Here is a 24,530-nt window from a genome sequence, read left to right as displayed (position 1 = left end):
TGGCGCGGATTCAGGCGGCCGCGCCGGCACGCGCGCGGAAGGTCTTGGGCAGGCCGGCGCGCCACAGCGCGCCATGCAAGGGCTGGCCGGGCAGCCAGCGGCCGGCCAACTCGCGCAGCGCCAGCAGCTTTTCCATGTCCACCCCCGTGTCGATGCCCATGCTTTCCAGCATGAACACCAGGTCTTCGGTGCTGACATTGCCGCTGGCGCCGGGCGCTTGCGGACAGCCGCCGATGCCGGCCAGGCAGGCGTCGAATCGCGACACGCCGGTCTCCAGGGCGGCCAGCACATTGGCCAGGCCCAGTCCGCGCGTGTCGTGGAAATGCGCGCAGCACAGACGGTCGCCCGCGATGCGCCGCGCCTGCTCGAACAGGCGGCGCACCGACGCCGGGTCGGCGTAGCCCACGGTATCGGCCAGGCTCACGCGATCCGCGCCGGCATCCAGCAGGGCCTGCATCAGGCGCAGCACCTCGTCCGGCGGCACCTCGCCTTGCAGGGTGCAGCCAAACGCCGTGCCCACCCCGCCCTCGATCTGCATGGCCGACCCCGCCGCATCGCGCGCCGCGCGGATCTCGCCCACCATCGCCACCACCTCTTGCGGCGTCTTGCGCAGATTGGCCAGGCTGTGCGCATGGCTGGCCGACAGCGGCACCAGCATCAGGTCCGCGCCGCTGGCCAGCGCCCGTTGCGCGCCCTTCAGGTTGGGCACCAGCACCGATACGGACAAGCCGGGCAGGCGCCTGGCGTAGGCAACCAGTTCATCGGTATCGGCCAACTGCGGCAACAGCCGGGCCGGCACGAACGAGCCGACCTCGATCTCGCGCTGCCCGGCCGCGTAGGCGGCGTCGATCCAATCGAACTTGCGCTGCGTGGGCAGCACCACGGACAGGCTTTGCAGGCCATCGCGCAAGCCCACTTCACGGACGGTGGCGCTGGCGGGGCGGCAGGAAGAAATGGCGGCGGGCATAACGGGGCGGCGGATGGGATAGGGAATGACCAGTTTAGATATTCTCAATTCCCTAACAAGCGCTATTTTGGAACGTTTAATATTCCCAATTGGAACTTCTAGAACAGGCATGCCCTCCCATGCGCGACCTCGACATCACCACGCTGCGGCTCTTCATCTCGGTCTGCGAGACCGGCAACATCGCGCGCGCCGGGCAACGCGCCAATATCGTGGGCTCGGCCATCAGCAAAAGGCTGGCGCAGCTGGAAGACACCGTGGGCGCCAAGCTGTTGACGCGCAAGCGCCGCGGCGTCGAGCCCACCGAGGCGGGCGAGACGCTGCTGGAACATGCGCGCGCCATCCTGGCCAGTTCGGAGCGCATCGAACGCGACATGTCCGCCTACGCCAGCGGCGTGAAGGGGCAGGTGCGCATCCTGGCCACGGCCTCGGTGCTGGCGGAATCGCTGGCCGAAGACATTGCGGCATTCCTGCAAGCCGCGCCGCACCGCAATATCCGGGTGGACATGGAAGAGCGGGTCAGCCAGGAGGTCGTGCGAGGCGTCAAGGAAGGCATCGCCAGCCTGGGCATCTGCTGGGACGCGGCCGACTTCCACGGATTGGCGACCCGCGCCTACCGCGGCGACCGCCTGGCCGTGGTGACCGCGCCGGGGCACCCGCTGGCCCGCCGCGAAGCCGTCTGGTTCGAAGAGGCGCTGGAATACGAGCACGTGAACATGCCGGCGGCAGGCGCCGTGCTGCGCATGCTGCAAACCGCCGCCAGCGCAAGCGGCAAGGTCCTGCGGCACCGGGTGACGGTCAGCAACTTCGACTCCGCCTTCCGCGTGGTGCTGGCTGGATTGGCCATCAGCGTCGCGCCCATCGAGGTCGCCACCCCCTATGCCATGGCGCATGGCTTGCGCGTGCTGCCCCTGAAAGACGAATGGAGCCGGCGACGCTTCGCCATCTGCATGCGGGACGAAAGCGGACTGCCCGCCGCCGCAGCCCTGCTGCTGGCGCACCTGGAGACTGCGGGAAGATCCCCCTGACCCGGGGTCATGCCCAGTGGACGGAGAGCATTCAGATTATCTAAACAACGATTAGCATCTTTAGTTTTTCTAATCGACCAGCCGGCGCTAGTCTATCGCTCTCTCCACCAGGTGCGACATGACGACAGCCTTCATTCCCGGATTCCTGCTCGGCCTGAGCCTGATCGTTGCGATCGGCGCGCAGAACGCATTCGTCCTGCGCCAGGGACTCCGCCAGGAACACGTCTTTGCCGTCTGCCTGACCTGCGCGGTGTCCGACGCGCTCCTCATCGCCGCGGGCGTGGCCGGCTTCGGCATTGCCGTCGATGCCCTGCCCTGGCTGGAGCCCGCCATGCGCTATGGGGGCGCGCTCTTCCTGTTCGTCTACGCCGCGCGCAGCCTGCATTCGGCGCTGCGCAAGCATCACGGCCACCTCGCGCCCTCCACCCGACAGGCCCAGGGACGCTACGCCGCGCTGGCGACCTGCCTCGCCCTCACCTGGCTGAATCCGCACGTCTACCTGGACACCGTCGTGCTGCTGGGCTCGATCTCCAGCCAGTATGAAGGGCGCAAGGCGGCCTTTGCATCGGGAGCGATCACCGCCTCGTTCGCTTTCTTCTTCACGCTGGGTTATGGCGCGCGGCTGCTGCGGCCTGTGTTTGCCAGCGCCAGGGCATGGCGGGCGCTGGATGCCTGCGTGGGCGCGTTCATGCTTGCGGTTGGCCTGAAACTCGTGATGTAAGGCCCCTCATCCCTCAGGAGGACGGCCAGGCGCACTGCCCGCTGCTACGCTGCCCTACCACTCCTCGAAGGGATGCCGGCCATGAGATCCGCCTTTGGCGCCGCCTGCGCGCTCGCCGCCTTGCTATGGACCGGCGCGGCCTGCGCGCAGTACGTGGTCCAGACGCAGGACATGAGCGGCAAATGGAGCGTGCCGCATCCGAACTACCAGGGCGTTCCCGAGTTCTTCCGGGCGACCTCCGGCGCAAAGCGCGCCTGCTTGGACCGGGGGCCGCCCAGCGACCTCTACCGCGCCACAAGGGTGATAGACCTGCGGACCGGCGAGGAAGCGCTGCTGGTGGATTGCATCCCCATACGCAGGGAACAGCGCGAACGGTCCGAGCGGATAAGGGCGAACACGCTGAAGCCTTCGGCCGCGCACTAAAAAAAAACGTTACACATACAGCAAGCAAATACTTCTATTCAGTGCTGTAGTACTAAGCAACCTGACTTAGCCTGCGTTGGTCGCCCGAAAGTACAGTGATAACTCCGACTCGGAAATTTCCTACAGATTCTTCCGGTCATCTGTCTCATACTTCGGGGAGACTCGCAGTGCTTTAGCAGCGAGGCCCTGCCCAATCCGAGTTACCTCACTATTCGCTGTGGGCTCACGCCAGGCGTGAATATGTCTTGCCGGGAACCAGGCGTCGGCAATGAGAATGCCGCAAACATCTGAACGGAGCGCTCCAGGCCCATGCCGTCGACCTATCTGGAAGCCCTCCTGATCGGTGCAGCAGTCTTGCTGCTTGGCGCCGTGTTCGTTCTGTACTTCGCCCGGGGCATTCTGGGCGAGGCCAGAAGACTGCGGGACCATTCGCAAGCGGCAGAGGCATCCGCAGACCTGCAGACCCGCCTGCTTGATGCAACCCCGACGCTGATCGCCGCGCTGGATGGGATGCACCGCTACCTCGCGGTGAACCAGGCGTTCGAGGAAGCAATAGGGATGGATCGAAGCCGCCTGATCGGCGCCAAGGCCAGTTCCATGCAGGGCGTAGCCGGATCGCTGGGCGCGCAGCTGGAGGGATTCGCCGCGCAATGCGTGGCCACGGATCGGGCCATCACCGAAATCGTCAAGGTGAGCGCCGCCAATGGGCGCGCCATCGATGGCCTGCTGATCGTGCAGCCCTTCTATGCCGGCAAGGACTCGCGAAACGGGGCGTTGATGGCTTTGGTCGACATCACCGACCGAGTTTCGGCCCAGCGGGAAGCTCGCGAAATCAAAGACACCGTCGAAGACTTGGTCGAGACGCTGCCCATGGCTTTTTTCCGGATTCGCGAGGAAATCGGCGGACACCGCTGGTTCCCTTACTTCGTGGGCCGCACGGAACGCTTCCTGCGCCTGCCGGCGGGCTACGGACGCAACAGGTCCGGCGGGGAGGAGCTACCCAATGTCCTGGAATCCAATTGGCCCGCCGCCCGCGCTGCGATGGATGAATCGCGAGCCAACGGCACATCGATCCAGATCGACCTGGAAGTGCACCGCCTGAATGATGATGGATGGGTACGCATCGGTACCGCGGTGCCACGCCGCTGCGGCGACGGCACGACGGAATGGAACGGCTATCTGATCGACGTGACGCAAGAGCACTGCGACGGGCTGGCGCTGAGCCGCGCCAAGGCGGCCGCGGAAGCCAATGCCGACGCCAAAGCGCGGTTTCTCGCCGCCATGAGCCATGAAATCCGCACGCCGCTGGCGACGACCGTGGGCGCGCTGGAGCTGCTGCGCGACTCGCCGTTGAATGCCGCGCAGCGCCAGCATGTGGAACTGGCCGATAACGCGTCGCGCCTGCTGATGGAAATAATAGGAGACATCCTCGATTTCTCCCGCCTGGACGCGGGCGAGCTAGGGCTCGAGGCCATTCCGTTTTCACTGCGGGAGCTGCTCGATCAGGTACTGCGCATCTTCTCGACCGGCGCCCGCGACAAGGGGCTGACGTTCGACCTGCGCGTCGCGCACGGCGTAGCCGAAGAGTTCGTGGGAGATCCGGTGCGCATCAAGCAGATTATCCTGAACCTGGTGGGAAACGCGATCAAGTTCACTCCGGCGGGAGGCATCGCGGTGGCCGTCGATCTCCCCTCGGACGGGAACAGCGAAAACCGCGCGCGGCAATCCCTGTCGATCACGGTCGCGGACACCGGCATCGGTATATCTGCAGACACGCAGCGCCGCCTGTTCCAGCCATTCGTGCAAGCCGATGCGTCCACTGCCCGCCAGTACGGCGGCAGCGGCCTGGGGCTGGCGATCTGCCTGCGCCTGGCCCGCCTGCTGGGGGGCGATATCCGGCTCGACAGCCAGGAAGGCCAGGGCAGCGTATTCGAGGTGCGCCTGCCGTTGCACGTATCGCGCCCTTCAGAACCGAACCCGTCTCTCTTCGGCCGCAGCCTGTCCCTGTCGGTGCACAGGGCGCAGGACGAAGCCTGCCTGCGGGAGTACGCGGGGACCCTTGGCCTCTCGATCGTCCCTGCGGCCGATAGCGCGGACCTTCGAATCACGGACGCCCCAATCGTGGGGGCGGCGCCGGCGCGCCCAGGAACCGTCATTGCCCTGGTCCGCCACCCGTTCGCGGATTCGCAAGGCCTGCCCGCGCCTGCCTGTCTGGGCAGCGGTCCGATCCGATGGATGGACTTCAAGAGAGTGTGTCTCACCGCGTTGCAGCCACCGCAGCTTGGCGCTGGAGCTCCGGCCGCTTTGCCGGAGAGCCCGCCAACGCGGCCCTTGCGGCGCATCCTCGTCGTGGAGGACCATTTGCCCTATCAGATCGTGATCCGGAATTTGCTGGAAAGGCTGGGGGCGGCATCCGACGTCGTCGCCGACGGCCCGAAGGCGCTGCAACTGCTGAAGCAAACGCGTTATGACCTGATCATCACAGATTGCCACTTGCCCGGCATGGACGGTTTCGAACTGACGCGCCAGATTCGCGCGCTGGCCGATACCGGCATACGCGACCTGCCCGTGGTGGCGCTCAGTGCGGACGTATCGCCCGACTATCTGCAGCGTTCCAGCAACGCGGGCATGAATGATTTCCTGGTCAAGCCCGTGAATCTGTCGACTTTGCGGGAATGTATAGAAAAATGGACAGATGAAGAGTTTTGACGCGCTTTCGGCGCTCCTGCGCTGCCTGCGCTGCCTGCGCATGCGATTGTCGCTCAACGGATGGAACCGCTCGTGACTACTGTACTTATCGTTGATGACCACCCCTCCTTGCGCCTGGTGCTGAAGACGCATCTATCGCAAGTTTTGGGGGTGACGGGCATTCTGGAAGCTGATAACGGACAGGCCACGATACAGATCGTGAAGGATTCAGCTCCCGGTCTGGTCGTCCTGGACATCGATATCCCGAAAATCAATGGACTGGATGTGATTCCGCGTATCCGCGCAATTCAGCCATCCATCCGCATTCTGGTCGTATCTGGCCAGGACCAGCCCGTCTTCGCGCCCCGGGCGAAAGCAGCCGGCGCCAATGGCTATGTCAGCAAGACGCAGGAGATTTCCGAGATCATCCATTGCGTCGAGGCCATCCTGGCCGGCTATACCGTGTTCCCCAATGCCGAAGGGCCGCAGGCGCCGCGCCTGGAGCGCGTCGCCCAGAATGTCGACAAGCTGAACCGGCTGTCGGACAAGGAAATCGTGATCATGCAGATGCTGGCGCGCGGCATGTCCAACAAGGAAATTGGAGATGCGCTCTTCATCAGCAACAAGACCGTCAGCACCCACAAGACACGGATCATGGGAAAGTTGGAAGTGCAATCCTTGTTGGAACTCGTCGATTTCGCCCGACAATGCCATATTGCACCGTGAGCTCGCGGTCAAACATCTGATGAACCTCGCATTGATCATCGGCAGACGACAAGGCTCGCTGCAGGAACTTGCCAGCAAGCTTAATGGCCTGGGTCTGCGGGTAGAGACGCGGCCAAGCGTCTCGGCTATCGCCCCCGATCAAGCGTTCCCGCAAGTGTTGCTGCTGGACGAGGACGCGATCGACGCGCTGGCGCGTCCCATGCCTGCGGGCATCGCAGCCGCACCTATCCGGCTTGCGGTCTCGGCATCGGGCACGCCGATCCAGGGAGTGCAGGCGGTCCTGCAGCCACCCGCGACGGAGGAGGCGCTGCTCCGGGCGTTGCTGGACGCCGGCTACCGCTTGCCGGCGGACGCCGAATGCGCCGCCATCAAAGGCGCGATCCATGACCTTGTCGATAGCGACCAGGCGATCGTCTCGGAATTGATCGACAGCCTCCTCAGCACCGGCGAGGCCGACCTGGCTGCCTATCAGGCGCGCTGCCTGGAGGGCGACTGGGCCGCGGCCGGGTCGCTGGCGCACCGCATCAAGGGCACCGCCCGCATGGCGGGCTGCATATCGTTGACGCGCGTATGCGAACGCATCGAATTGGCCTCCCGCAGCGAGGCCGGCTCCGTCGTGGAGCGCCTCAACGTGATTTTCACACCCGCCGTACAGCGGCTCTGCGACGTACTACGCAGCCTGCGAACAGCATCCTGAGCGGGGAGTTCAATGCGGCCGACCTTGGGCATGCTCGCGCAAGGCCGTGGCAATCGCCCGCTGCAGCGTGCCCATATCCACGGGTTTTATCAATATTTCAGTCATGCCTGCGGCCCGTGCCCGCTCGACCTCGGCCTCATGCGCGCCCGCTGTGTACCCCAGAATCGGCAATCTCGCCGCAGCATCTGTGCGTTCGCGCAGCGTTTGGGCGAACATGCAGCCATCCATCACCGGCATGGCGCAATCGCATACGATCAGGTCAAAGACCTGCCGGTCCACCAAGGCCAGCGCATCGCGGCCGTTACCCGCGAAAGCCACTTCGTGCCCTAGCTTCTGCAACTGCCGCTGCAGCAGCAGTACATTTGACGCGTGGTCGTCAATCACCAGCACATGCAGACCAGCGACCTCAGGCAGTGAGGACGCGGCAGGCGCCACACTGCGCGTCTCATTTTTCGATGTCTGTGTCAGCGGTAGCGGCAGGCGCGCCGTCATGACCGTGCCGACCCCCAATTCGCTCTCTATCTGTATGGTTCCGCCCATTTTCGTCACGAGGCGGTCACAGATGGACAGGCCCAGTCCTGTACCCCGGTCGGACGCTGGCAACGTCTGCTCCACCTGAACGAAGGGCTGCAGCAGGGTAGCCAGCGCGCTGGCGGGTATGCCAACGCCGGTATCGTTTACGGTGAACGCAATCCATTGCCGGTCGTCCACCACCGGGTCGGCATGCAGGCAAACATGCACCGATCCGTGCTCGGTAAACCGGATCGCATTGGACACAAAGTTGTTCATCACCTGCTTCAGACGCAATGGATCCACATTATGCATACTGGACTGTCCGTCAGGAACGTCAAGGCTCAATATCAGCGCCACGCCCTTGCTGGCGGCGATTGGCCGGAATATACCCACGACTTCTTCCACCAGTTCATACAGGTTCGTCGGCTTGGGCAATAACTGGAATTTTCCGGCCTCCATCTTGGAGAGATCCAGCAGATCATCGATCAGGGCCAACAACGACTTGGCCGCATGATGCGCGGTCGTCAGTTGCCCTCGCTCATCGATCGGCAGGTCGGAACGCGCCAAGGTCAGTTCCAGCATTCCCATGACGGCGTTCATCGGCGTACGGATCTCATGGCTGACGGACGCCAGAAAGGTTGTCTTGGTGCGGTTCGCGCTTTCGGCGCGATCCCTCGCAATAGCCAGCTCCTTGAACACGCGTTGACGTTGGGTGATGTCCATCCAGCCGCTCACCACGCCGACCACCGTTCCACGGGCATTGCGCAATGGCTCCATCCAGTGCTGCACGGTCATTTCCCGGCCGCCGATGTGGAACTCGCGGTCTTTCGACAGCGGCAGTTCGGAGGCCATGACCTGCCGGTAGTCCGCTTCGATCATGGACAGCTCCAAGTCGCATCCCAGCAACTTAACCGCGTCCTCGAGCGTGGTCGACGCCATGGCAGGCTTGGGCTGCATCAGCATGCGCTGGAAGGCGCTATTGCAAGCCACGAGGTTGAGGTTGGTATCGCGCAATGCGATGGGCTGAGGGATCGCGTCCAGCACGCCCACCTGAAACGCCAGTAGATCCTTCAGTTTTTCTTCCGACCGCGAGTGCTGGCGGGCCTTGCGCCGCAGCAACAGCAATGCGACCACCGCCGCCAGAAAGCCGCCGAGGCACACCAGCGAAGTCAGCTTCACCCAAACGCTCGCCAGTGTGTCGGCAAACAGATTTATTGCGCCTGCCGCCAGCGCGCAGGCGGGTATCGCGCAGCCAGCCGCCATCTTTCCTAACCGCCGGAGCTGGGGAGCACCTACTACGCAATCAGGCTGAAGCGGTGGAAGTACCATGAAATGGAGCAACTGAGGAAAGAGAAGATAACCGATCCAATCTAGTCCCCCCCAACTCCGCCATGGTGTGGAAACGTCTGATTGAAATGAGGAAATTTCCTACAGATGCCGCGCGCCCTCAATGTGAAATTTCCCACATTCAGTGGCCTGCCCTTTGGGTACAGTCCCAGCAATCGACCGAAGCTCCAACTCAAGGAATGCCCGTCATGACGCCCCCGGCCCACTTCCCCCAAACCGGCCTCGTCGGTGATCACCAGATCCCGGGCCTGCTACGGGACGGATCGCCCTTGCGTCTGGCCTTTCAGCCTCAGGTCGATTTGCGCAGCGGTCGCATCGTGTCCGCGGAAGCGCTGGCGCGGTGGCGCCATCCTGAACTGGGCGACGTCGCGCCAGCCACGTTCATGCCTGCAATTCGCCGACTGGGATTGCAGCGGGCCCTCTTTGAACGCGTCTGCGCGCAGGCTATTGATGCCGCGCGCTCGCTGGACACAGCAGGCATCCGCATTCCCATCTCAGTCAATGCGTGCGCCCTCACATTGGCGGATCCGCTCAGTCTGGCGTTCCTGCGCGCTGAGGCCGACCGCCGCGGCGTAGATCCGTCGCTGCTGCGCATCGAACTGACCGAGGACTCGCCCGTGGAGAATCAGCCTGCCTTGCGCGCCGCGCTCACGCAACTGCGGAGCTGGGGCTGCGCGGTAGCCCTGGACGACTTTGGCACGGGCCACGCGAACCTCGATATTCTTATCGGTCTGGACATCGACGAACTCAAGCTCGACCGAAAATTGATCGCCCACGTCAATGACAACCTGGTGGCGCTTGAATGCGTGCGCTTCGCATTGGCGCTGGGTAAACGGATGGATTGGCGGGTGATAGCGGAGGGAATTTCCACTGAAGCCGAACTGCTGACGTTGCGCGCGCTGGGATGCGATCATGGCCAGGGCTATCTGCTCGGGCGCCCCATGCCGCTAGCCCAGTTGATCTCGTTCGTGGATGCGGAGTCCAAACACGCCGCGCCGGCTCCATCCACGCATGCATGGCAGCCCCATCCGGCAACGACAAGAGGCCCGCGTCATTCGCTTGCGTCCATGCGATAGATCAGATTTTCAGCCAGGATGGAATCGATCAGGCGGAACAAGTCCTTCTTGCTGCCATAGGTCGAAGCGTCGATGACGCCCTGGGCGCCCGCTAGCATCGCAAGGCGGGCAAAGTTCTCCCACGGACGCGCCGCCCGGACTGCAATCTTCGCATTGGGAAAAAGAGCACGCGCCCGCACTGTCGCGGCCAGGCTTCGAGTGGCGTTCGCGGCGACATCCAGCAACACCAATTCGGGCGACTGCGAATATGTCTCGTGCTCGAAGAAGCGCAGATCCCGTGCCTCGACAAGCCAAACGTCCGGCTCGGGGTGTTGCCGCAGTTTCTGCTGGAACTCGAGATAAGAGACAAGCCTGTCGGTAATTATCAACGTACGGGCCATCATTGTGTTCTCCTCATCTCCACCGCCGTTGTGCCGAAAACCGACGCCCCAGGCGTTATGACGTCACAAGTTTGCAGCGATTACCGTCCCTCATCCCTGACGAAACTTCCGACAGAATGATCGGAAAATTCTCCGCGCCGGCGCAAGCAGCCCCCAAAGGCCCAGCGTCGGAAACTTCTTCAAAGAAATTGGGAAATTTCGCATATTCGCGCCCCCCGCTCGCCCACATTCTTGTTGAACAAAGCTTTGTGGAATTGATCATGCTGCCCTTCTCCCGTATGAAATCAGCCCTGTCCGCGCGGCACTTTCCTCTCAACGTGGATATCGTGCCGGTGGTTCCGCCTCAACCCGCCATGCTGACCACCGTCAAGGCGCAGCCCATGTTCAGCACCGGCGTGGCGCTGCCTGATCCCGTCTACAAGGCCATAGTTGAATGCCGCGCCAGCGCCCTGCGCGCCTGGCGCAACTATTGCGGGCTTTCAATGCAGACGCTGCACAACCGCACGCGCATGAACACGACCACACTGACAGCCTTTGACCATGGCGACGTCATGCTTTGCGAGTGGACGGTTGGAGCATTGGCCAAAGCGCTGCATGTCAAGCCGTGGCAATTGCTTAAAGCCCAGAGCGTCGCATCGGAGCGGCAGGAGCGCCCCGAGATCCTGCGATAGGCGGACCTTCCTCCGGCGAGCTCAATTCTTGAGCTCCGCGACATGGCTCGGCAGTGCGCCGACCCGGCTTGCGGAAACGGCCTCGGGGCGGCTTCATGCCGGCCGGCGCTCCGTGTCCCACTGCGCTATCGGACGGGCTTAGCGTCCTTCGCACCGGCGGAGGAATTGATGTAGTCCTTCACCGTGCCGTCCTTGTTGTAGACCACCGTCAGGGTCCGCTGGTCCTGCGCCGCCCCGAATTCGCTGTTATTGAAGTAGAACCAGGTGGCGGTCCGGAGCCCCTGCCCGTCGACGTACTGGGATCGTGGCGGTCCGAAGTCGCGGGCCATCTCGTCAAAGGTGGTGACGTTGATCCTGATGGCCTCTACCTTGGCCTGGCTGATCAAATCCCCTGAGCTGGTGGCGGCGCAGCCAGTCACGATGGCGGCCACGAAAAGCAACGGCATTCTCATCCAAATCCCCGATCTTGTGAGCCGCCATGCGCGGCTGCTGTGTTTGCGAGCCCGAGAAAGCGGGCGACCATAGAATACCCTTCAGAGCGCCGCAGCGTCCCTGCCGGTAGTCATCTACAATCCGTCGACGTGCCGGACGCGCAGATGCGCCGGCCCGCAACACATAGGCAGCATGACGCGCGCGAAGAAATCAGCCCCCAGAAAAAGAACCCCGGTACGCAAGACCTCCGCCACACAGGCCGGCCGCATTTATCGATTCCTGCGTACGTTCGCCCTTACCTCGCTTGCAAGCTTTGGCGCGGCCACCTACGCGCTGAACCCGCAGTGGCGGGTTCATTTTTCGCCAGAAGACATTCTGGCGCGCCTGGGATGGCCAGCCCAGGAGCAATATGCGCCCGCGGCGGCGCCGGCCGGCGGATTTGCCCACACGAGATTCGCGGATTGCCCTCAGTTCTTTCCCAAGGAAAGCCCGCCCATCGTTCCCGCCAGCCAGGCGCTGCGCGAACTGTGCTTTTCAACATTCGCCATCTTGCACAACGGCCAGACGAAGACCCCGGTCTTTGTCGCGGAGCGCCTGAACCGGAAAATGCTGGCGCAGGCTCAGGGGATGCAGCGGGCGGACAAGTTCTACGCCGAGGCGCGCGTGCCTCGCGCCGAGCGGGCCGAGCTGGTCGACTACCGGGGCTCGGGCTACTCGCGCGGGCACATGGCGCCGGCGGGGGACATGTCCACCCGCGAAGCCATGGCGCAGAGCTTCTCGCTGGCCAACATGATTCCCCAGGACCAGACGCATAACGCCGGCCCCTGGAGCAGTATCGAGCAGGACACCAGGAAGTACGTGATGCGCGCCCCGGGCGACGTCTACGTCTTCACGGGGCCGTTCTATGGGGACAAGCCGAAGGAGATCGGGTCAGGCGTGGCCGTGCCCAGCCACATCTACAAGCTCGTTTACGACGCGACGACGGGACGCTCGTGGGTCCATTGGCAGGCGAACAGCGCGCACACGAACGCGGGAGCGCCGATCACCTATGAAGAGTTCGTGCGGCGCACGGGGATGCAACTGCTGCCGCCGGCCCGATAGCGCAAAGGCCTTTCCGAAAGTTCAAGTCTTGCGAAACGCCAGCACGGCGTTGTTGCCGCCCATGCCAAAGGAATTGCTCACCGCCAGCTTCAGCGCGGGCAGGACTCGCGCCGTTCCCGGCACGTAGTCCAGGTCGCATTGGTCATCGCCGCGCTCAAAAAACAGCGTGGGCGGCACGACTCCGCGAGACACCGCCATCGCCGTCACCGCCGCTTCGATTGCGCCGGCCGCGCCGATCGCATGTCCGATCGCGCCCTTGATGCTGCTGACCGGCAGGGTGAGCGCGTGTACGCCGAACACCCGCTTGATCGCCGCGGTCTCGATCCGGTCGCCCACCAGCGTGCCGGTGGCGTGCGCGTTGAGATAGTCGACTTGCCCGGACGACAGGCCGCCGTCGGCCAGGCACCGCGACATCGCCAGCGCCTGGCCCTCGGAGTCGGGGCGCAAGGGATGCGTGCCATCGTTGCTGACGCCATAGCCGCAGATCTCGGCGATGGGCGCGGCGCCGCGGGCAGCGGCGTGCTCCGCCGACTCCAGCACCAGCATCGCGGCGCCTTCGGCCAGGGCGAATCCGGTGCGCCGGTGGCTGAACGGCCGGCAGCCTCCCTCTTCGCCGTCTTCGGGATCCGCGCAAAGCACATGCAGCTGCGTCCAGGCCGCCATGATGGTCGGGGTCAGCATGGCCTCCGCGCCGCCCGCCAGCGCGATGTCCAGGTAGCCGTCGCGAATGCGGCGGAAGGCCTCGCCGATGGCGACCGCCCCCGCCGAACAGGCGGTCGTGTAGGTCTGCGCCTCCGCCACGGACTTGAGCTGCTGGGCGATATGCGCCGCCGGCGCATTCGGCATGGCGGCGGGCACCACCAGCACCGGCCGTTTCGGGACAATGCCATGGTATGCCTCGACCGCCTCGCACAGGATGGACACGCCACCGATTCCGGTCCCCACGAAGACGCCGCAACTGGCCTTCTGCATGTCGTCCAGGCCAGCCAGCGCCATGGCTTCGCCCGCCGCGTGCTGCGCCATCAGCGTAACCCGGTCCATCATGCGTGCCTGCGCCGGATGCACGCCTGGGGCGATATCCGCCCGCACATAGCCCACGCGCCGCCCGATGCCGCTGTCGCGGAGCTCAGCCACGCCGCACTTGCCCTCAATCAGGGCGTCGAAAGTCTCTCCGGCCGTACCGCCCACGGGCGTCGCCATGCCGATGGCGGTGACGACGACTTTTTTGCGTTCCATCATGGAAGTTTCCTTGTCAGCCCTTGGCCCGCCGGGCCTCTGCAAGCGCCACGCGCGCCGCCACGCTGCCCTGCGCGGGCCCTGCGGCCAAGCGTTCGACGACTGCGTGCATATAGGCGATCAGCGCGGAGAGATTATTGGGAAAGATGCTCGTGATTTCCTGCGCGCCGACCGCATGGTCGGTGGGCAGCATGTCGTCGGTCTGGATATGGAATTCGGTTTCGATCTCGAGAAGGATCTCGAGTATGGCGAGGGAGTCGAACTGCGTGATGACGGCGGAAAACTCCTGGTCTTCGAGCAGAGGCGCCGGCTCGCACCGGCACACATTGGCGATGATGCCTGCGAGCTTTTCGCGCAGGATTGCGGGGTCCGGAAGGACTGGCGTTGTCGGCTGGGTTTGCATGATCGGATTTCCAAAAAAAATAGGACTGACAATGGCCGCATCCAGCCCGCAAGCGCGGCGGCGGTGGTGGAAGCGCCCATTGCCCGTCAGCTGTATGTGAAGGTCAGCGTCGCTGTCGCGCGCACAGCCCCGGCCGTCGGGGTGGACTCGACTTGCTGGTAGCTTGCGCCGACGCGATACGACCACGTCGCCGTGGGAAGGGCCCCCACCGCCGTGCCGAGGCTGCTCTCGGCCAGCCCCATGGCCGGCTGGCGGAAGTCCCCGGTTTGCGGGTCGTGGATCCACAGCCTGACTCCAACCCCCTTGGCGCCCGCGGTCGTCGTGTTCTGATTCGCCAGCGTTGCCGGATAGCCGCTGACCGTGGCGCCGGAAATCGACAGGCTGGGCGCCGCCATGCTCGCGCCGCCGCAGGTCACCAGAAGATCGGTCGATTTCACCTCGCCGGCGCTGCCGCTTTTCAACGCGGATAGCGTGGCGTCAGGCAGCGTCAGGCTCAACGCGTCCTGGTTGGTCACGCTGCATGTCGGGCGGGTGATCGTCACGTTGCGCGACAATGCCACCCGGTACATGCCCCCCGGGGGCATCGGGCCGCCCGTATAGCTCACGGAGACCTGGGCGTAGATGCGGCTCGCGTTCAAGATCCCGGTGCCTATCGGTTCCCCGGTAGCGACGATTTCGATCCGGGTCTTGGTATTTGGGCCAAAACCCGGGTGATCGAACGGAAACACCAGCACGCCGTTCGCGTACTCGTTGAAGTAAGCCACCGGCGCAGTCGCGTAGCCCTGGCTGTTCAGATAGTAGAAGACGCGATAGCCGATACCCGCGATATTGGTGCGGAAAATGTCGGTGCCGGCGATCAGGTCCCCGTTGCCATTGAAGTACTCCATCATTCCCGGAGGGCAGTTATACAGGGGCGCCACCTTGCCCTGATCCCCCCCGGTTAAGGTGGGCAGCCCTTGCTCCACCGCAAACAGCAAATCGCCTTGCGTGGCCTGCGCAGGCGTGGCAAATGAGTCTCTTCCCGAGTTCAGTGAGAATTGATAGCCCGAAAACGCCGCGTAGCGCGTGCCGCTAGGCCCCGGGCCGCCCGAGTTGATCGAGCAGCTGGATGCGCGCGCATCCAGCGGCCCCGCAACGGCGGTATGGATCCCGGCCGCGGCGGCCGACAGCGCGAGGCACAGCCTCGCCAATCGGCGGCGCGGCGCGGCCCGGCCTAGCGCGGCCCGGCCTGGCGCGGCCCGGCCTGGCGCGGCCCGGCCAAGATCCACACAAGAAACGAGCTTGGCGCTCAGGCGCATGTCAGTTCCTCCTGGGTGTCCGCAGCGCCGGATTGCTCCGCGGAGACGTCGATTTCGAATGAGCAGTGCTGCTCCTGCGCACTGCCCCACTTCACCGTGTAGCGGCTCGCCCCCTGCAGCCCGGTCAACCATGCCCGGCCGACTGGCCCGACTATGCCGCGCTGCTCGCCATCGGCGGCGTAGATGGCCGCTCCGAAGGGCAACTCGTCCCCCGAGACGTTCTTGAGCACGACGAGCGTGGTGCGCCCGAGCTCGGTCTCGAACTTTGCGACCACGATCGCGCCGCGGGTCGGAACGACCGTCGCGACGTTCCCCGTGATCGTCGCATTGGGATCGTCGTAATCGGGCGACAAGGAAATGCGGTTTTCCCGATAGGGCGTCGCATACGGCACCAGTGCGCGGCCCGAGCCATTGGTGCGGACTCCCGGATAGGCATCCACCACCGCCCCGGCGGCGCCGGGCGCTTCCACAATGACGGCCGTCTCGCCGATGGATTGGCCGAACAGCACGCCCTTGCCGTCCACCACCAGGGCGCCGGCAAAGTCGATGTTCGTGTTGGAGGCGCCGGCGTTGTAGGCATGGCTCAGGTTGGCGAGCCCCACCGGCGACGCGTAGCCCATCGTCGCGTAGCCCCGGCTGCCATTGCCTTGCGAACCGTCCGTCACCCCTGCCTGCACGGCATACGTCAGCGAGTAGTCGTCGGCCAGCGAGCCGCTGACGTTGACGTCGTGGCTGGCGCCCTGTCCCTGGGCACGGCTCATCGAATAGCTGGCGTTGTGCCTGCCGCCCAGCGGGATGCTGAGCGTCAGCATGATGGTCGACTCCCGGCCCTGCCACGGGCTTCTGTTGACGCCGTAGTTCAGGGCATAGCCCACCGGGCCGAGGGCGCTGGAGAATGAAACTTGAAGAAAGGAGGCGTTGCGCGGCGCGTTCCGATAGGCAATGCCGTAATAGTTGAACGACAACGAACCCATCCTCGAAAGCCGTTGCGACAGCCAGAACTGGTACTCGTGCTGCCGCTCGTAGCCCGTATACACGTCGCGCCGCGAGCGTTCGCGCATGGCGTCGTCCAGGCTGCGATAGCCGTCGGAGTTGTACCGGTATCCGGCCAGCGTCAGATCGGTTCCCGTCCCGGTAAAGGACTTGGCGTACTGCGCCCTGGCGGCCGTGCCCACCTGTTTTACGCCGGCGGCCCCTTGCGAACGCGAGCTCGTCAGGTCGACGGACACCGCGCCCATCTCGCGCAGGTTGAACGCCAGGCCGGCCGCGCCCGCATGGTACGCGCCCTGGGCGCTCGTCCAACCGCCATAGGCCGTGACCCCAAGAGGCAGTCCGTGCGCCAGGGTCAGCTGGGCCACCAGCGGACGCTCGTCCAGATACAACTGGCGATGCTCGCCCGCCGCGAGGCTGTAGTTCCAGGTTCCCTCGCGCAGCATCGTCGGCAGCGCCGAGAACGGCTGAAAGGAGCGCGTCGTGCGTCCGCCGAGTTCCTCGATGATGACTTCGAGGTCGCCGCCCCCGGGCGTGGAATAGAGATCATCGATGACGAACGGCCCCGCAGGCACGAACGTCGTATAGATCGCATGGCCGTTCTGGCGCACGGTCACCTTGGCATTCGAAGGCGCGATGCCGCGAACGACCGGCGCGTAGCCGCGCTGGCTGTCCGGCAGCATCCCGTCATCGGATTGCAGGAGCGCCCCGCGCAAGCGCGTGGCCTTGAAAATACTGCCCGGCGTCGAACTGTCGCCCAGGCGCAGCCAGCCGCGCCAGGCGGCGACATCGCGCTCGGCGTACAGATCGCTCCAGTCCCAGTTCGATTGCTTCGCGCTGTCGTAATAGCTGCCATTGGCCCGCAGGCGCCACGCGCCTAGGTTCAATCCATTGCGGAAGTTGGCAAATGTGCTGTTGTTCCTGCCGCCTCCCTGTCCGCCCGGCGTACGGGCGGCGTTGTGCGTCAAGCGGTAGGACGACCACAAGGCGGTCGCGCCGTGGTCCCACAACTCCGGCGCGACAGTCCCGCGGGCCCGGCGGTCCAGCGCAGCCTGGGCGATGGACACGTCAAGCACGTTCTTGTCTTGGTCATATCGCGTCTCGGCCGACGGCAAGGCCTTCAGTACGCCTTCGCACGCGGCGGCGTCGAGCTTCTGCAAGGCGGGAAAAGCGTCCACCTTCACGCCCATCTCCTTTAGCAGGGAAATGGGAAGACAGGGCTGCGCGTCGTCCATCCCTTCGACAGCGGTGAACTCAATTTCACGCATGCCGACTGTCTGGCGGTTCAGATTTATCATTACCGATTTTCTGCCCGGCAGGGTTCGATTCGAGTAGGCAAATACCGACAGGTCGACCTTGGTCTTATGCAAAAAGCTGCTGTCGAAGGTAGCCGCTTCCCGGCCCACCTCCCCGGCTGAACTGGATGCGCACGCTGCAAGAATCGCGACTGCCGTCAAGCCCGGCCTCGCTCGATTCCACTTTCGCTTCACTGCTGGCGCCTCTCCGGACTACCGGTCTCCGGTTGCACCGCAACCTCCGGCCACGTTTCAACCACGCCGAAGTCATTGACGACATGCGCCGTTGCCTTGATCACGCCGCTGGGGCATTTGCCGAGCGGAACCTGCGTCGTCGCGAGCGGCTTGGCGACGACAGTGCGGGCAAAGCCCGCGGCTTCGCCCATGATCTCGATGGCCGCAAAGTTGACGGTAAACGCGGAAGCATTCTTGATGGCGAGCCAGCATTGCTTGCCGTCGCCCGCCCACGACCATTGCGCCAGACTGGGGCCGCGCGGCAATTGCTGGATCGCGGCGGGACGATAGAACAGCTTGATGCGCGTGCGCGTGGCGAGCGTCAGGCTGTTATCGGTGTGGGCCGCCTTCTTCTGCGGGATCTCCAGCACGTTCAACCAGTAGTAGCTTTCGCGGTCGCCGGGCATGCCTGCGCTCACTCGCGTGATATTGAGGCTGCGTTCGGCCTTGCCGTCGAAACGGCTCAAGGGCGGGGTTACGAAGAAGGGCGTTTCCATCTCTTCGGAATCGCCATCGATCCAGGCCTGGACGACGAACGGATCGGCGCCATGATTCTTGGCGGAAACGGAAACGTTCCTGTCTTTCTCGTTGACGATGACACGCGTAGTGGAAAGCTGGACGGCGGCTTCGGCAACGGCGCCGCTCAACACGCCCATCGCGGCGATCGCGGGAAGCAGGCGTTGGAAAAGAATGTTCATGGGGCTGACCTCTGGCTCGCTCCAGGCGACCCGGTTGAAGGTTGGAAATGCAGGCATGGCCATCTTGTCCAGGCCACGGCGGCACTGGGCCGGACCGGAATCAGGAGTACGACAGCGTGATCGTCGCGGTGGCGTTGGCCGCTCCGGATCTGATCTCGGTCGCGCCTGGCGCAGTGATGTAGTAGCTGGTGAACTGGAACGTGTTCTGGGCCGTGTGCACGTTGAGGGCGTAAGCCTGGCTGCCGTCCATGCGGACCTTGACGCCGGAACCGTGTGTCGCATCGCTCGTCTGCACCTGCACGCCGAAGCCGGTCGCGTTATCCGCGCCGGGCGTCAGCGCAAGAATGGTGGCGTCTCCGAACGCCGTCGTGCCGTTGAATCGCAGGCTGGCGGCCTGCAAGGTCGACATCTCGCAATCCTGCAAGGTGACCGTGAAAGTTTTCCAGTAGCTCTGGCCAGGCGTACTCGACCCGCTGAATTCCGAGATGGGCACTTCGCCCATGGCAACCGAGCCCACCGAAATGGTGCATGGCGTGCTCGTAATGCGCCCCTGGATGGACAGCGTAGCCGCCTGGCCGTATGCCGCGCATGCCGTGGACAAGAGAACGGCGGCCGCGGCGGCGCTTTCAGTTTTGAGATTCATATCGTCGTTCGGCGCATCCGCTGCGCCCCGGGCTCGCAATGCAGACATTGCGAAGGCTGGAGGCAAGACAAAGCAGGCGCCGGTCCCCAGTGGTGCGATATCCCGCCCGGCTTCGAACCGCCTCGCATAGCGGTTCATGAAAACTGTTTCTTGAGAGGGCCCGGCGCCAGCCGGGCCCGCCGCCTACGGGATCGCTGGCAATTTATGAGTAGGTGACCTCGAACACCGCGCGGCCGTTGGCCGGGCCCGCCGTAATATCGGTATCGGTGGCTTCGTAGAACGCCTTGAAATTGAAGTTGTTGGTGCCTTCAATCAGGCTGTAGTTCAACGCGGTGCCTCCGACATTCACCGGATTGCCGGCCTGGTCGATCAGGCCGATGGCCACGCCCTGCGCGCCGGCGCCGTTCTCCAGGCTGAGCAGCCGATTGTCGATGACGCTGCCGGCGCCCGCGCGGAACGCGATTACGGCCGACTGCGCAACGGCGGTGTCGCAGTTCATCAGCGAGATGACGAATGGCGTGGCCGGGCTTCTTTCGCCAATGTCGCCGAAGTTGTTTTTGGAGATGCTCCCCAGCGGAACCACCATGTCGGTGCCTTGCTGGCCACCGGCAATCGTGCAGGGCGACGTCGTGATTTCGCCCTGGAACGAGATATTGCCCGTGTCGGCCGACGCGATGCCGGTGATTGCCGCGAAGCTGGTGGCGATCAGAGCATTGAGGACGAGTTTTTTCATGGCTTTTAGACCTGTCAAAGTTGAAGGAACAAATGATGATGAGGACGGCCCGAAGGACCGCCCCGGCGCTTGCATCCGGATTCGACGGGAAGGATTGCCAGGTTCAATCCGAGCCAGGCGCGCAAGACGACCCAAGAGCCAGTTTCCTGGCCAGAACACCCCTCGCCGCACGATGCGTCCTAACAGGTGCGGCTGCTTGCTGACGCCCTTTTCGTACTTCAGATCAGCGACCATCCATCGAACCACGACCGCAAGCCTTGCTGCCAACGGCGGATGCTTGCGCATCAGCCGCAGACATGGGATCGCCCAGACGCAATAGCCCAGGTAGCTCGTCGGCGAGAATCTCTTTGCGCAATGGCTCGCGTCATGCACCCAATCCTGAAAGGAAATGAGGTTCTGACGGCGCAGTTCATTGCACACAATCTTCCTTTCAAAATCGACCCAGATGCCCAGCTTGCTCATGTAATTCACCCGGTCGGTTGATCCGCGCACAGGCGGACGGCGTTTGTCCGCGCTCCGTTTCTGGAGCCCGCGCAACGGTGGAAAGGAATCGGTGTCGGCTCGACGGGCCGGACGCGGCGCGATGCGCGGCGCTTGAGCAGCGCATAGGTCAGCCACAGCAGCAACATGAAGGGAAGGCCTACGCGCAACGTCAGGGAAAAGGACTCGGCGGCCCACGTGGATGCCGCTATCGTGCCCACCGTCAGCGCACCGCCCCCCGCCGCTGCGATGTCCCTGAGCCTGGCCCTGCGGGTATTCGCCCGTCCGGTCTGGCTACGGCGGTAACTTCCATAGGTGAGGAAGATCGCCAGCCACACGAACAGCAGGCCGGTTGTCGCGATCGAGGTCGACGCAAGATAGGTCTGGACGGGAAACCATGCGCCGGCGAGGAATACGGCGAAGGCCAACCCTGCCGTTGCAATGACCGCCCGGGAGGGGCCGCGCGCCGAAGACCGGCCCAGCGCCGACGGCGCCTGCTCCGCGCGCGCCATGCTGAACAGCATTCTCGATGCGCAATACATCTGGCTGTTGAGCACGGATAGAACCGTGACGAATATCAGTGCGCGGAACAGAGTCTGCGGCCATGGCGTGGCGGTCAATCCGAGCAAGGCGCCGAAGGGCGCCTGGAACAAGGACACCACGCCGCTGTTGACCAGGGCCGCCGAGGCCGCTACCGCGGCGACGGTCAGTCCCACGACGGCCAAGGTGGTCGCGCGCATCCTGCGCCGCAACGCCCGCGCGGATACGTTGGCCTCTCCGGCCGCGACAGCCAGCGACTCGATGCCGACGTAGCCCAGCGCCGCGAGAATGAACGCTTGCCAGATAGAGGGAAACGACGCGCCCCGGATGGCGGCCACGGCATCGATGGGATTATGGGGCGGTGTGGGCGTGCCGAACGCGGCGTAATAGCACGCCAGACCGATCAGGCCGATCAAGGCGAGGACTTTGAGCATGGAGAGCGCAACTTCGCAATGGGCGAAGGTTCTTGTTCCATGCAGGTTTACCAGGGCTAGCCCCACGAACACGCAGGCAAGCAGGAGCCCGGTGTGGACCTGCGGCAGCCAGGCGTTCAGCACCGGAGCAAGCAGCGACACTTCCGTTCCCATGATCAGCACGAACGAAGCGAAATACGCCGCGCGCACCATGAATCCCGCGGCCGGCCCCAGATAGCATTCGGCATAGGACCCAAACGCGCCGGGAGTCGGATGGGCGCTGGCGAGGCCGCTCAGGCAGGCCATCAGCAGTACCGCCACCAGCGCCGCGGCCAGATAGGCCAGCACTGCGGCGGGTCCGGCAGCCAGCAACGGGAAAGCGCTTCCGGAAATGAGCCCATAGCTGATGACCGTGCCCACGGCGACCATCGACATCTGCCGTCCGCCCAGGACCGCTGGCAGCCCGGATTCCCTGTGTTGTATGTAGCCCAGCGCGTTCATGATGAATAACTCGCTTTCCAGAGGTGGGGCGGGCACAGCCCGCCGCAAAGCTCGGCCGCCAGGCCGCAATCCGGAGCTGACGTGCGGCGTCCATTTGAGGCCAGACTTTATCCACCGGGGTGCGGGATGTATTTAGAAGAATTATTAAAATCCCACCCCGGCGACATTGAAAAAATCCGGCCATGGAAGGCCGGAAAAATATCGTTCCACTCAGGAGATGAATTGCTTGATTGCAGTTCTGGCGGTTGATTCGAGTGATTAATTATCAACCTGGCCCGTCACGATTTGCGCCGGATCAAGCAGGGCCGGCACTCGAGGGCTGCGCGCGAGGCAAAGCGCCGCCCTTGAACGGGCGCGCGCTTAATATATTTTGCGGGTTATAGGTCAGCGTATTTGATTATGAAAAACAAAGACGCGCATTAGTTTGAAATAATGTGCGGCAATAATGTCATCGAGCGATGAATTGCCGAATATCGCAAATGCGGCGAGACCGCGAGGCTGGCTGGCGGCATGCGCAAAAGACAAAAGGGTTAGCTCATGAACTGAGCTAACCCTTTTTTTTTGGTCGGGGCGGTGGGATTCGAACTCACGACCCTCTGCTCCCAAAGCAGATGCGCTACCAGGCTGCGCTACGCCCCGAAGGGTGGCAACTATACCAGAATCCCGCCCATTCCGGCCTGTTCCCGCCTTGGCCGCGCGCCGCAGCGCCTTGCCCGGAAATCCCCTAGTTGACACCTATATATTTCAAGCCTAAATTAATTGTGGCTTCCGGCGCAGCGAAGGATAGCCGCTGGAGGGCGGACGGCCGTGCCCGTTTGCCTGCCTGACCCCTGCATGTTCCTTGTTTTCACGCCGGATATTCCCGCCGACCACGGCGGGCGTCGCCGGCCCAACGCAAAAACACTCATCGGGAAACATATGGCAAACGCCTCCGCTCCATCCGCCTGGACCACGCCCCCGCGGACCACCTATACCGTGCTGTTCGTCTGCTGGCTGGCTATCCTGTTCGAGGGCTATGACGTCGGCGTAATGGGCGCCGTGCTGCCGGCCCTGGCCGACGACAAGAACTGGACCCTGACCTCCATAGAACTCGGCCTGTTGAGCAGCTACGCGCTCGTGGGCATGTTCGTGGGTTCCTTTGTCGTGGGCACGCTGAGCGACCTGCTCGGCCGCCGGCGCATGCTGCTTGCCTGCGTCACCCTGTTTTCGCTGACGATGATCGGGGCGGCCTGGGCGCCCACGCCCGCCTGGTTCGGGGCGTTCCGCTTCATAGGCGGGCTGGGGCTGGGCGGCCTGATTCCGGTGGCGGCGGCGCTGACCATCGAATACTCGCCGCCCGCCAAGCGCGGCTTCAACTACGGCGTGATGTATTCGGGATATTCGCTGGGCATCCTGTGCTCCGCGGCAGTGGCCATGGCGCTCCTCAGCCAGATGGGATGGCGTGCCGTGATCGGGGTGGGCGCCCTGCCCTTGCTGCTGGTGCCGGTGCTGGCCCGGCTGCTGCCGGAGTCGCTGGAGTACCTGCTGTCCAAGGGCGACGAAGCTGGCGCACGTGCTCAGGCCCAGCGCCTGGGCATCGACTCGCTGGAGTCCTTCCGGCCGCGCGAGGTTGCCGGCGAAAAGGCGACCTGGCGCGACGTGATGGCGGCGGTGTTTGCGCCCCGCCACCTGCGCGCCACCCTGTGCTTCTGGGGCGCGCTGTTCCTGGGCCTGATGCTGGTGTATGGCCTGAGCACCTGGCTGCCGCAGATCATGCGCAAGAACGGCCATGACCTCGGATCCAGCCTTTCTTTCCTGCTGGTGTTCAGCCTGGCGTCCGCCATCGGCGGGCTGCTGCTGGGCCAGTTCGCCGACAAGACCGAACCGCGCAAGATCGTGGCGCTGTTCTTTCTGGCCGGCGGGATAGGCATCTATTGCCTCACCTTCAATAACTCGCTGGTGGTGAACTATTTGTGGGTGGCGCTGGCCGGAGTAGGCAGCATTTCCACGTCGCTGATCCTGACGGGCTATCTGACGGGCTACTACCCGGCGCATGCCCGCGGCGCCGCGGCGGGCTGGGCGCTGTCGTTTGCCCGCATCGGCGCGATGAGCGGCCCCATCGTCGGCGGCTACCTGGCCGCGCTGAAACTGCCGCTGGCCTGGAACTTCATTGCCTTCTCGTGCGCGGCGGTGCTGGCGGCGGTCTTCGTCATGCTGATCCCGGGACGCTACGCGGGCAACCCGCAAGCCGCACCCAGGCAGGACGCCTCGCCGGCCCTGCAGCGGCCCTGAAGTGCAAAACGGCGCGCCTCGCGATGGC

The 24,530-nt window shown here is 64.2% G+C and carries 22 protein-coding genes and 1 tRNA gene; 10 read left to right on the top strand and 13 right to left on the bottom strand.

The features are described 5' to 3' along the window. Nucleotides 1–10: 10 nt before the first annotated feature. Nucleotides 11–967 (bottom strand): hydroxymethylglutaryl-CoA lyase, encoded by a 957-nt coding sequence (locus ACFWP0_RS27105; RefSeq protein WP_377847497.1) that lies wholly within the window; start codon nt 965–967, stop codon nt 11–13. Between the two features lie 119 nt (nt 968–1,086). On the opposite strand from ACFWP0_RS27105, the gene ACFWP0_RS27100 reads away from it, so the two are divergent. The 6 genes from ACFWP0_RS27100 (at nt 1,087) to ACFWP0_RS27075 (ending at nt 7,247) form a co-directional block, all read left to right on the top strand. After that, nucleotides 1,087–1,992 carry a LysR family transcriptional regulator gene (locus ACFWP0_RS27100; protein ID WP_377847495.1) on the top strand — a complete coding sequence of 302 codons (906 nt, stop codon included), beginning with the start codon at nt 1,087–1,089 and terminating at the stop codon, nt 1,990–1,992. A gap of 118 nt (nt 1,993–2,110) precedes the next feature. Further along, nucleotides 2,111–2,713, top strand: coding sequence for a LysE/ArgO family amino acid transporter (locus tag ACFWP0_RS27095; protein WP_377847494.1), 603 nt, complete (start codon nt 2,111–2,113; stop codon nt 2,711–2,713). Nucleotides 2,714–2,794: 81 nt separating this feature from the next. Beyond that, entirely contained in the window at nt 2,795–3,136 is a 342-nt protein-coding gene (locus ACFWP0_RS27090) for a hypothetical protein (protein ID WP_377847492.1), read from the top strand. A 309-nt stretch (nt 3,137–3,445) separates the two neighbouring features. Beyond that, nucleotides 3,446–5,845 (top strand): ATP-binding protein, encoded by a 2,400-nt coding sequence (locus ACFWP0_RS27085; protein WP_377847490.1) that lies wholly within the window; start codon nt 3,446–3,448, stop codon nt 5,843–5,845. Nucleotides 5,846–5,917: 72 nt separating this feature from the next. Continuing rightward, complete coding sequence (locus ACFWP0_RS27080) at nt 5,918–6,550, top strand: response regulator (RefSeq protein ID WP_377847488.1); 633 nt, start codon at nt 5,918–5,920, stop codon at nt 6,548–6,550. 19 nt (nt 6,551–6,569) lie between these two features. Further along, a complete protein-coding gene (locus ACFWP0_RS27075; protein WP_377847486.1) occupies nt 6,570–7,247 on the top strand; it encodes an Hpt domain-containing protein in 678 nt (225 codons plus the stop codon). Between the two features lie 9 nt (nt 7,248–7,256). Here ACFWP0_RS27075 and ACFWP0_RS27070 read toward each other — a convergent pair whose 3' ends face one another. Continuing rightward, complete coding sequence (locus ACFWP0_RS27070; RefSeq protein ID WP_377847484.1) at nt 7,257–9,023, bottom strand: ATP-binding protein; 1,767 nt, start codon at nt 9,021–9,023, stop codon at nt 7,257–7,259. A gap of 272 nt (nt 9,024–9,295) precedes the next feature. Between ACFWP0_RS27070 and ACFWP0_RS27065 the strand changes: the two genes are divergently transcribed. After that, a complete protein-coding gene (locus tag ACFWP0_RS27065) occupies nt 9,296–10,183 on the top strand; it encodes an EAL domain-containing protein (protein WP_377847482.1) in 888 nt (295 codons plus the stop codon). Here the strand turns inward: ACFWP0_RS27065 and ACFWP0_RS27060 are convergent. Next, the gene (locus ACFWP0_RS27060) at nt 10,159–10,566 is read right to left on the bottom strand and encodes a hypothetical protein (protein WP_377847480.1); all 408 of its coding nucleotides are present in this window, start codon (nt 10,564–10,566) and stop codon (nt 10,159–10,161) included. The two genes, ACFWP0_RS27065 and ACFWP0_RS27060, sit on opposite strands and share 25 nt — an antisense overlap. Before the next feature lie 113 nt (nt 10,567–10,679). On the opposite strand from ACFWP0_RS27060, the gene ACFWP0_RS27055 reads away from it, so the two are divergent. Then, nucleotides 10,680–11,234, top strand: a complete 555-nt coding sequence (locus ACFWP0_RS27055; RefSeq protein WP_377847479.1) for a helix-turn-helix domain-containing protein — start codon at nt 10,680–10,682, stop codon at nt 11,232–11,234. Nucleotides 11,235–11,359: 125 nt separating this feature from the next. Here ACFWP0_RS27055 and ACFWP0_RS27050 read toward each other — a convergent pair whose 3' ends face one another. Next, on the bottom strand, nt 11,360–11,680 hold the full coding sequence (locus tag ACFWP0_RS27050) for a hypothetical protein (protein ID WP_377847477.1): 321 nt from the start codon (nt 11,678–11,680) through the stop codon (nt 11,360–11,362). 178 nt (nt 11,681–11,858) lie between these two features. Here ACFWP0_RS27050 and ACFWP0_RS27045 point away from each other — a divergent pair, with 178 nt between their 5' ends. After that, nucleotides 11,859–12,767 (top strand): DNA/RNA non-specific endonuclease, encoded by a 909-nt coding sequence (locus ACFWP0_RS27045; RefSeq protein WP_377847475.1) that lies wholly within the window; start codon nt 11,859–11,861, stop codon nt 12,765–12,767. 21 nt (nt 12,768–12,788) lie between these two features. Here ACFWP0_RS27045 and ACFWP0_RS27040 read toward each other — a convergent pair whose 3' ends face one another. The 9 genes from ACFWP0_RS27040 to ACFWP0_RS27000 form a co-directional block, all read right to left on the bottom strand. Then, nucleotides 12,789–14,006, bottom strand: coding sequence for a beta-ketoacyl-[acyl-carrier-protein] synthase family protein (locus ACFWP0_RS27040; RefSeq protein ID WP_377847473.1), 1,218 nt, complete (start codon nt 14,004–14,006; stop codon nt 12,789–12,791). 13 nt (nt 14,007–14,019) lie between these two features. After that, nucleotides 14,020–14,406 (bottom strand): acyl carrier protein, encoded by a 387-nt coding sequence (locus ACFWP0_RS27035; RefSeq protein ID WP_377847471.1) that lies wholly within the window; start codon nt 14,404–14,406, stop codon nt 14,020–14,022. Between the two features lie 86 nt (nt 14,407–14,492). Continuing rightward, nucleotides 14,493–15,704: a fimbrial protein gene (locus ACFWP0_RS27030; protein WP_377847470.1), complete on the bottom strand. Its 1,212-nt coding sequence runs from the start codon at nt 15,702–15,704 to the stop codon at nt 14,493–14,495. Then, the gene (locus tag ACFWP0_RS27025; RefSeq protein ID WP_377847468.1) at nt 15,695–18,100 is read right to left on the bottom strand and encodes a fimbria/pilus outer membrane usher protein; all 2,406 of its coding nucleotides are present in this window, start codon (nt 18,098–18,100) and stop codon (nt 15,695–15,697) included. Before ACFWP0_RS27025 ends, ACFWP0_RS27030 begins: the two co-directional genes overlap by 10 nt. Nucleotides 18,101–18,180: 80 nt before the next feature. After that, on the bottom strand, nt 18,181–18,921 hold the full coding sequence (locus ACFWP0_RS27020) for a molecular chaperone (protein WP_377847467.1): 741 nt from the start codon (nt 18,919–18,921) through the stop codon (nt 18,181–18,183). 100 nt (nt 18,922–19,021) lie between these two features. Beyond that, nucleotides 19,022–19,564 carry a fimbrial protein gene (locus ACFWP0_RS27015; RefSeq protein WP_377847465.1) on the bottom strand — a complete coding sequence of 181 codons (543 nt, stop codon included), beginning with the start codon at nt 19,562–19,564 and terminating at the stop codon, nt 19,022–19,024. Between the two features lie 202 nt (nt 19,565–19,766). After that, nucleotides 19,767–20,759, bottom strand: a complete 993-nt coding sequence (locus ACFWP0_RS27010; protein WP_377847463.1) for a fimbrial protein — start codon at nt 20,757–20,759, stop codon at nt 19,767–19,769. A 5-nt stretch (nt 20,760–20,764) separates the two neighbouring features. Continuing rightward, nucleotides 20,765–22,231 (bottom strand): amino acid permease, encoded by a 1,467-nt coding sequence (locus ACFWP0_RS27005; protein WP_377847461.1) that lies wholly within the window; start codon nt 22,229–22,231, stop codon nt 20,765–20,767. A 562-nt stretch (nt 22,232–22,793) separates the two neighbouring features. Next, a tRNA-Pro gene (locus ACFWP0_RS27000) sits at nt 22,794–22,870 on the bottom strand. A gap of 279 nt (nt 22,871–23,149) precedes the next feature. Here ACFWP0_RS27000 and ACFWP0_RS26995 point away from each other — a divergent pair. Further along, the gene (locus tag ACFWP0_RS26995; protein ID WP_377847459.1) at nt 23,150–24,502 is read left to right on the top strand and encodes an MFS transporter; all 1,353 of its coding nucleotides are present in this window, start codon (nt 23,150–23,152) and stop codon (nt 24,500–24,502) included. Nucleotides 24,503–24,530: the final 28 nt, after the last annotated feature.

This window comes from Achromobacter sp. NPDC058515 (assembly GCF_042721735.1).
Lineage (GTDB): Bacteria > Pseudomonadota > Gammaproteobacteria > Burkholderiales > Burkholderiaceae_B > Achromobacter.
This window is presented reverse-complemented; position numbering and strand designations above follow the sequence as displayed.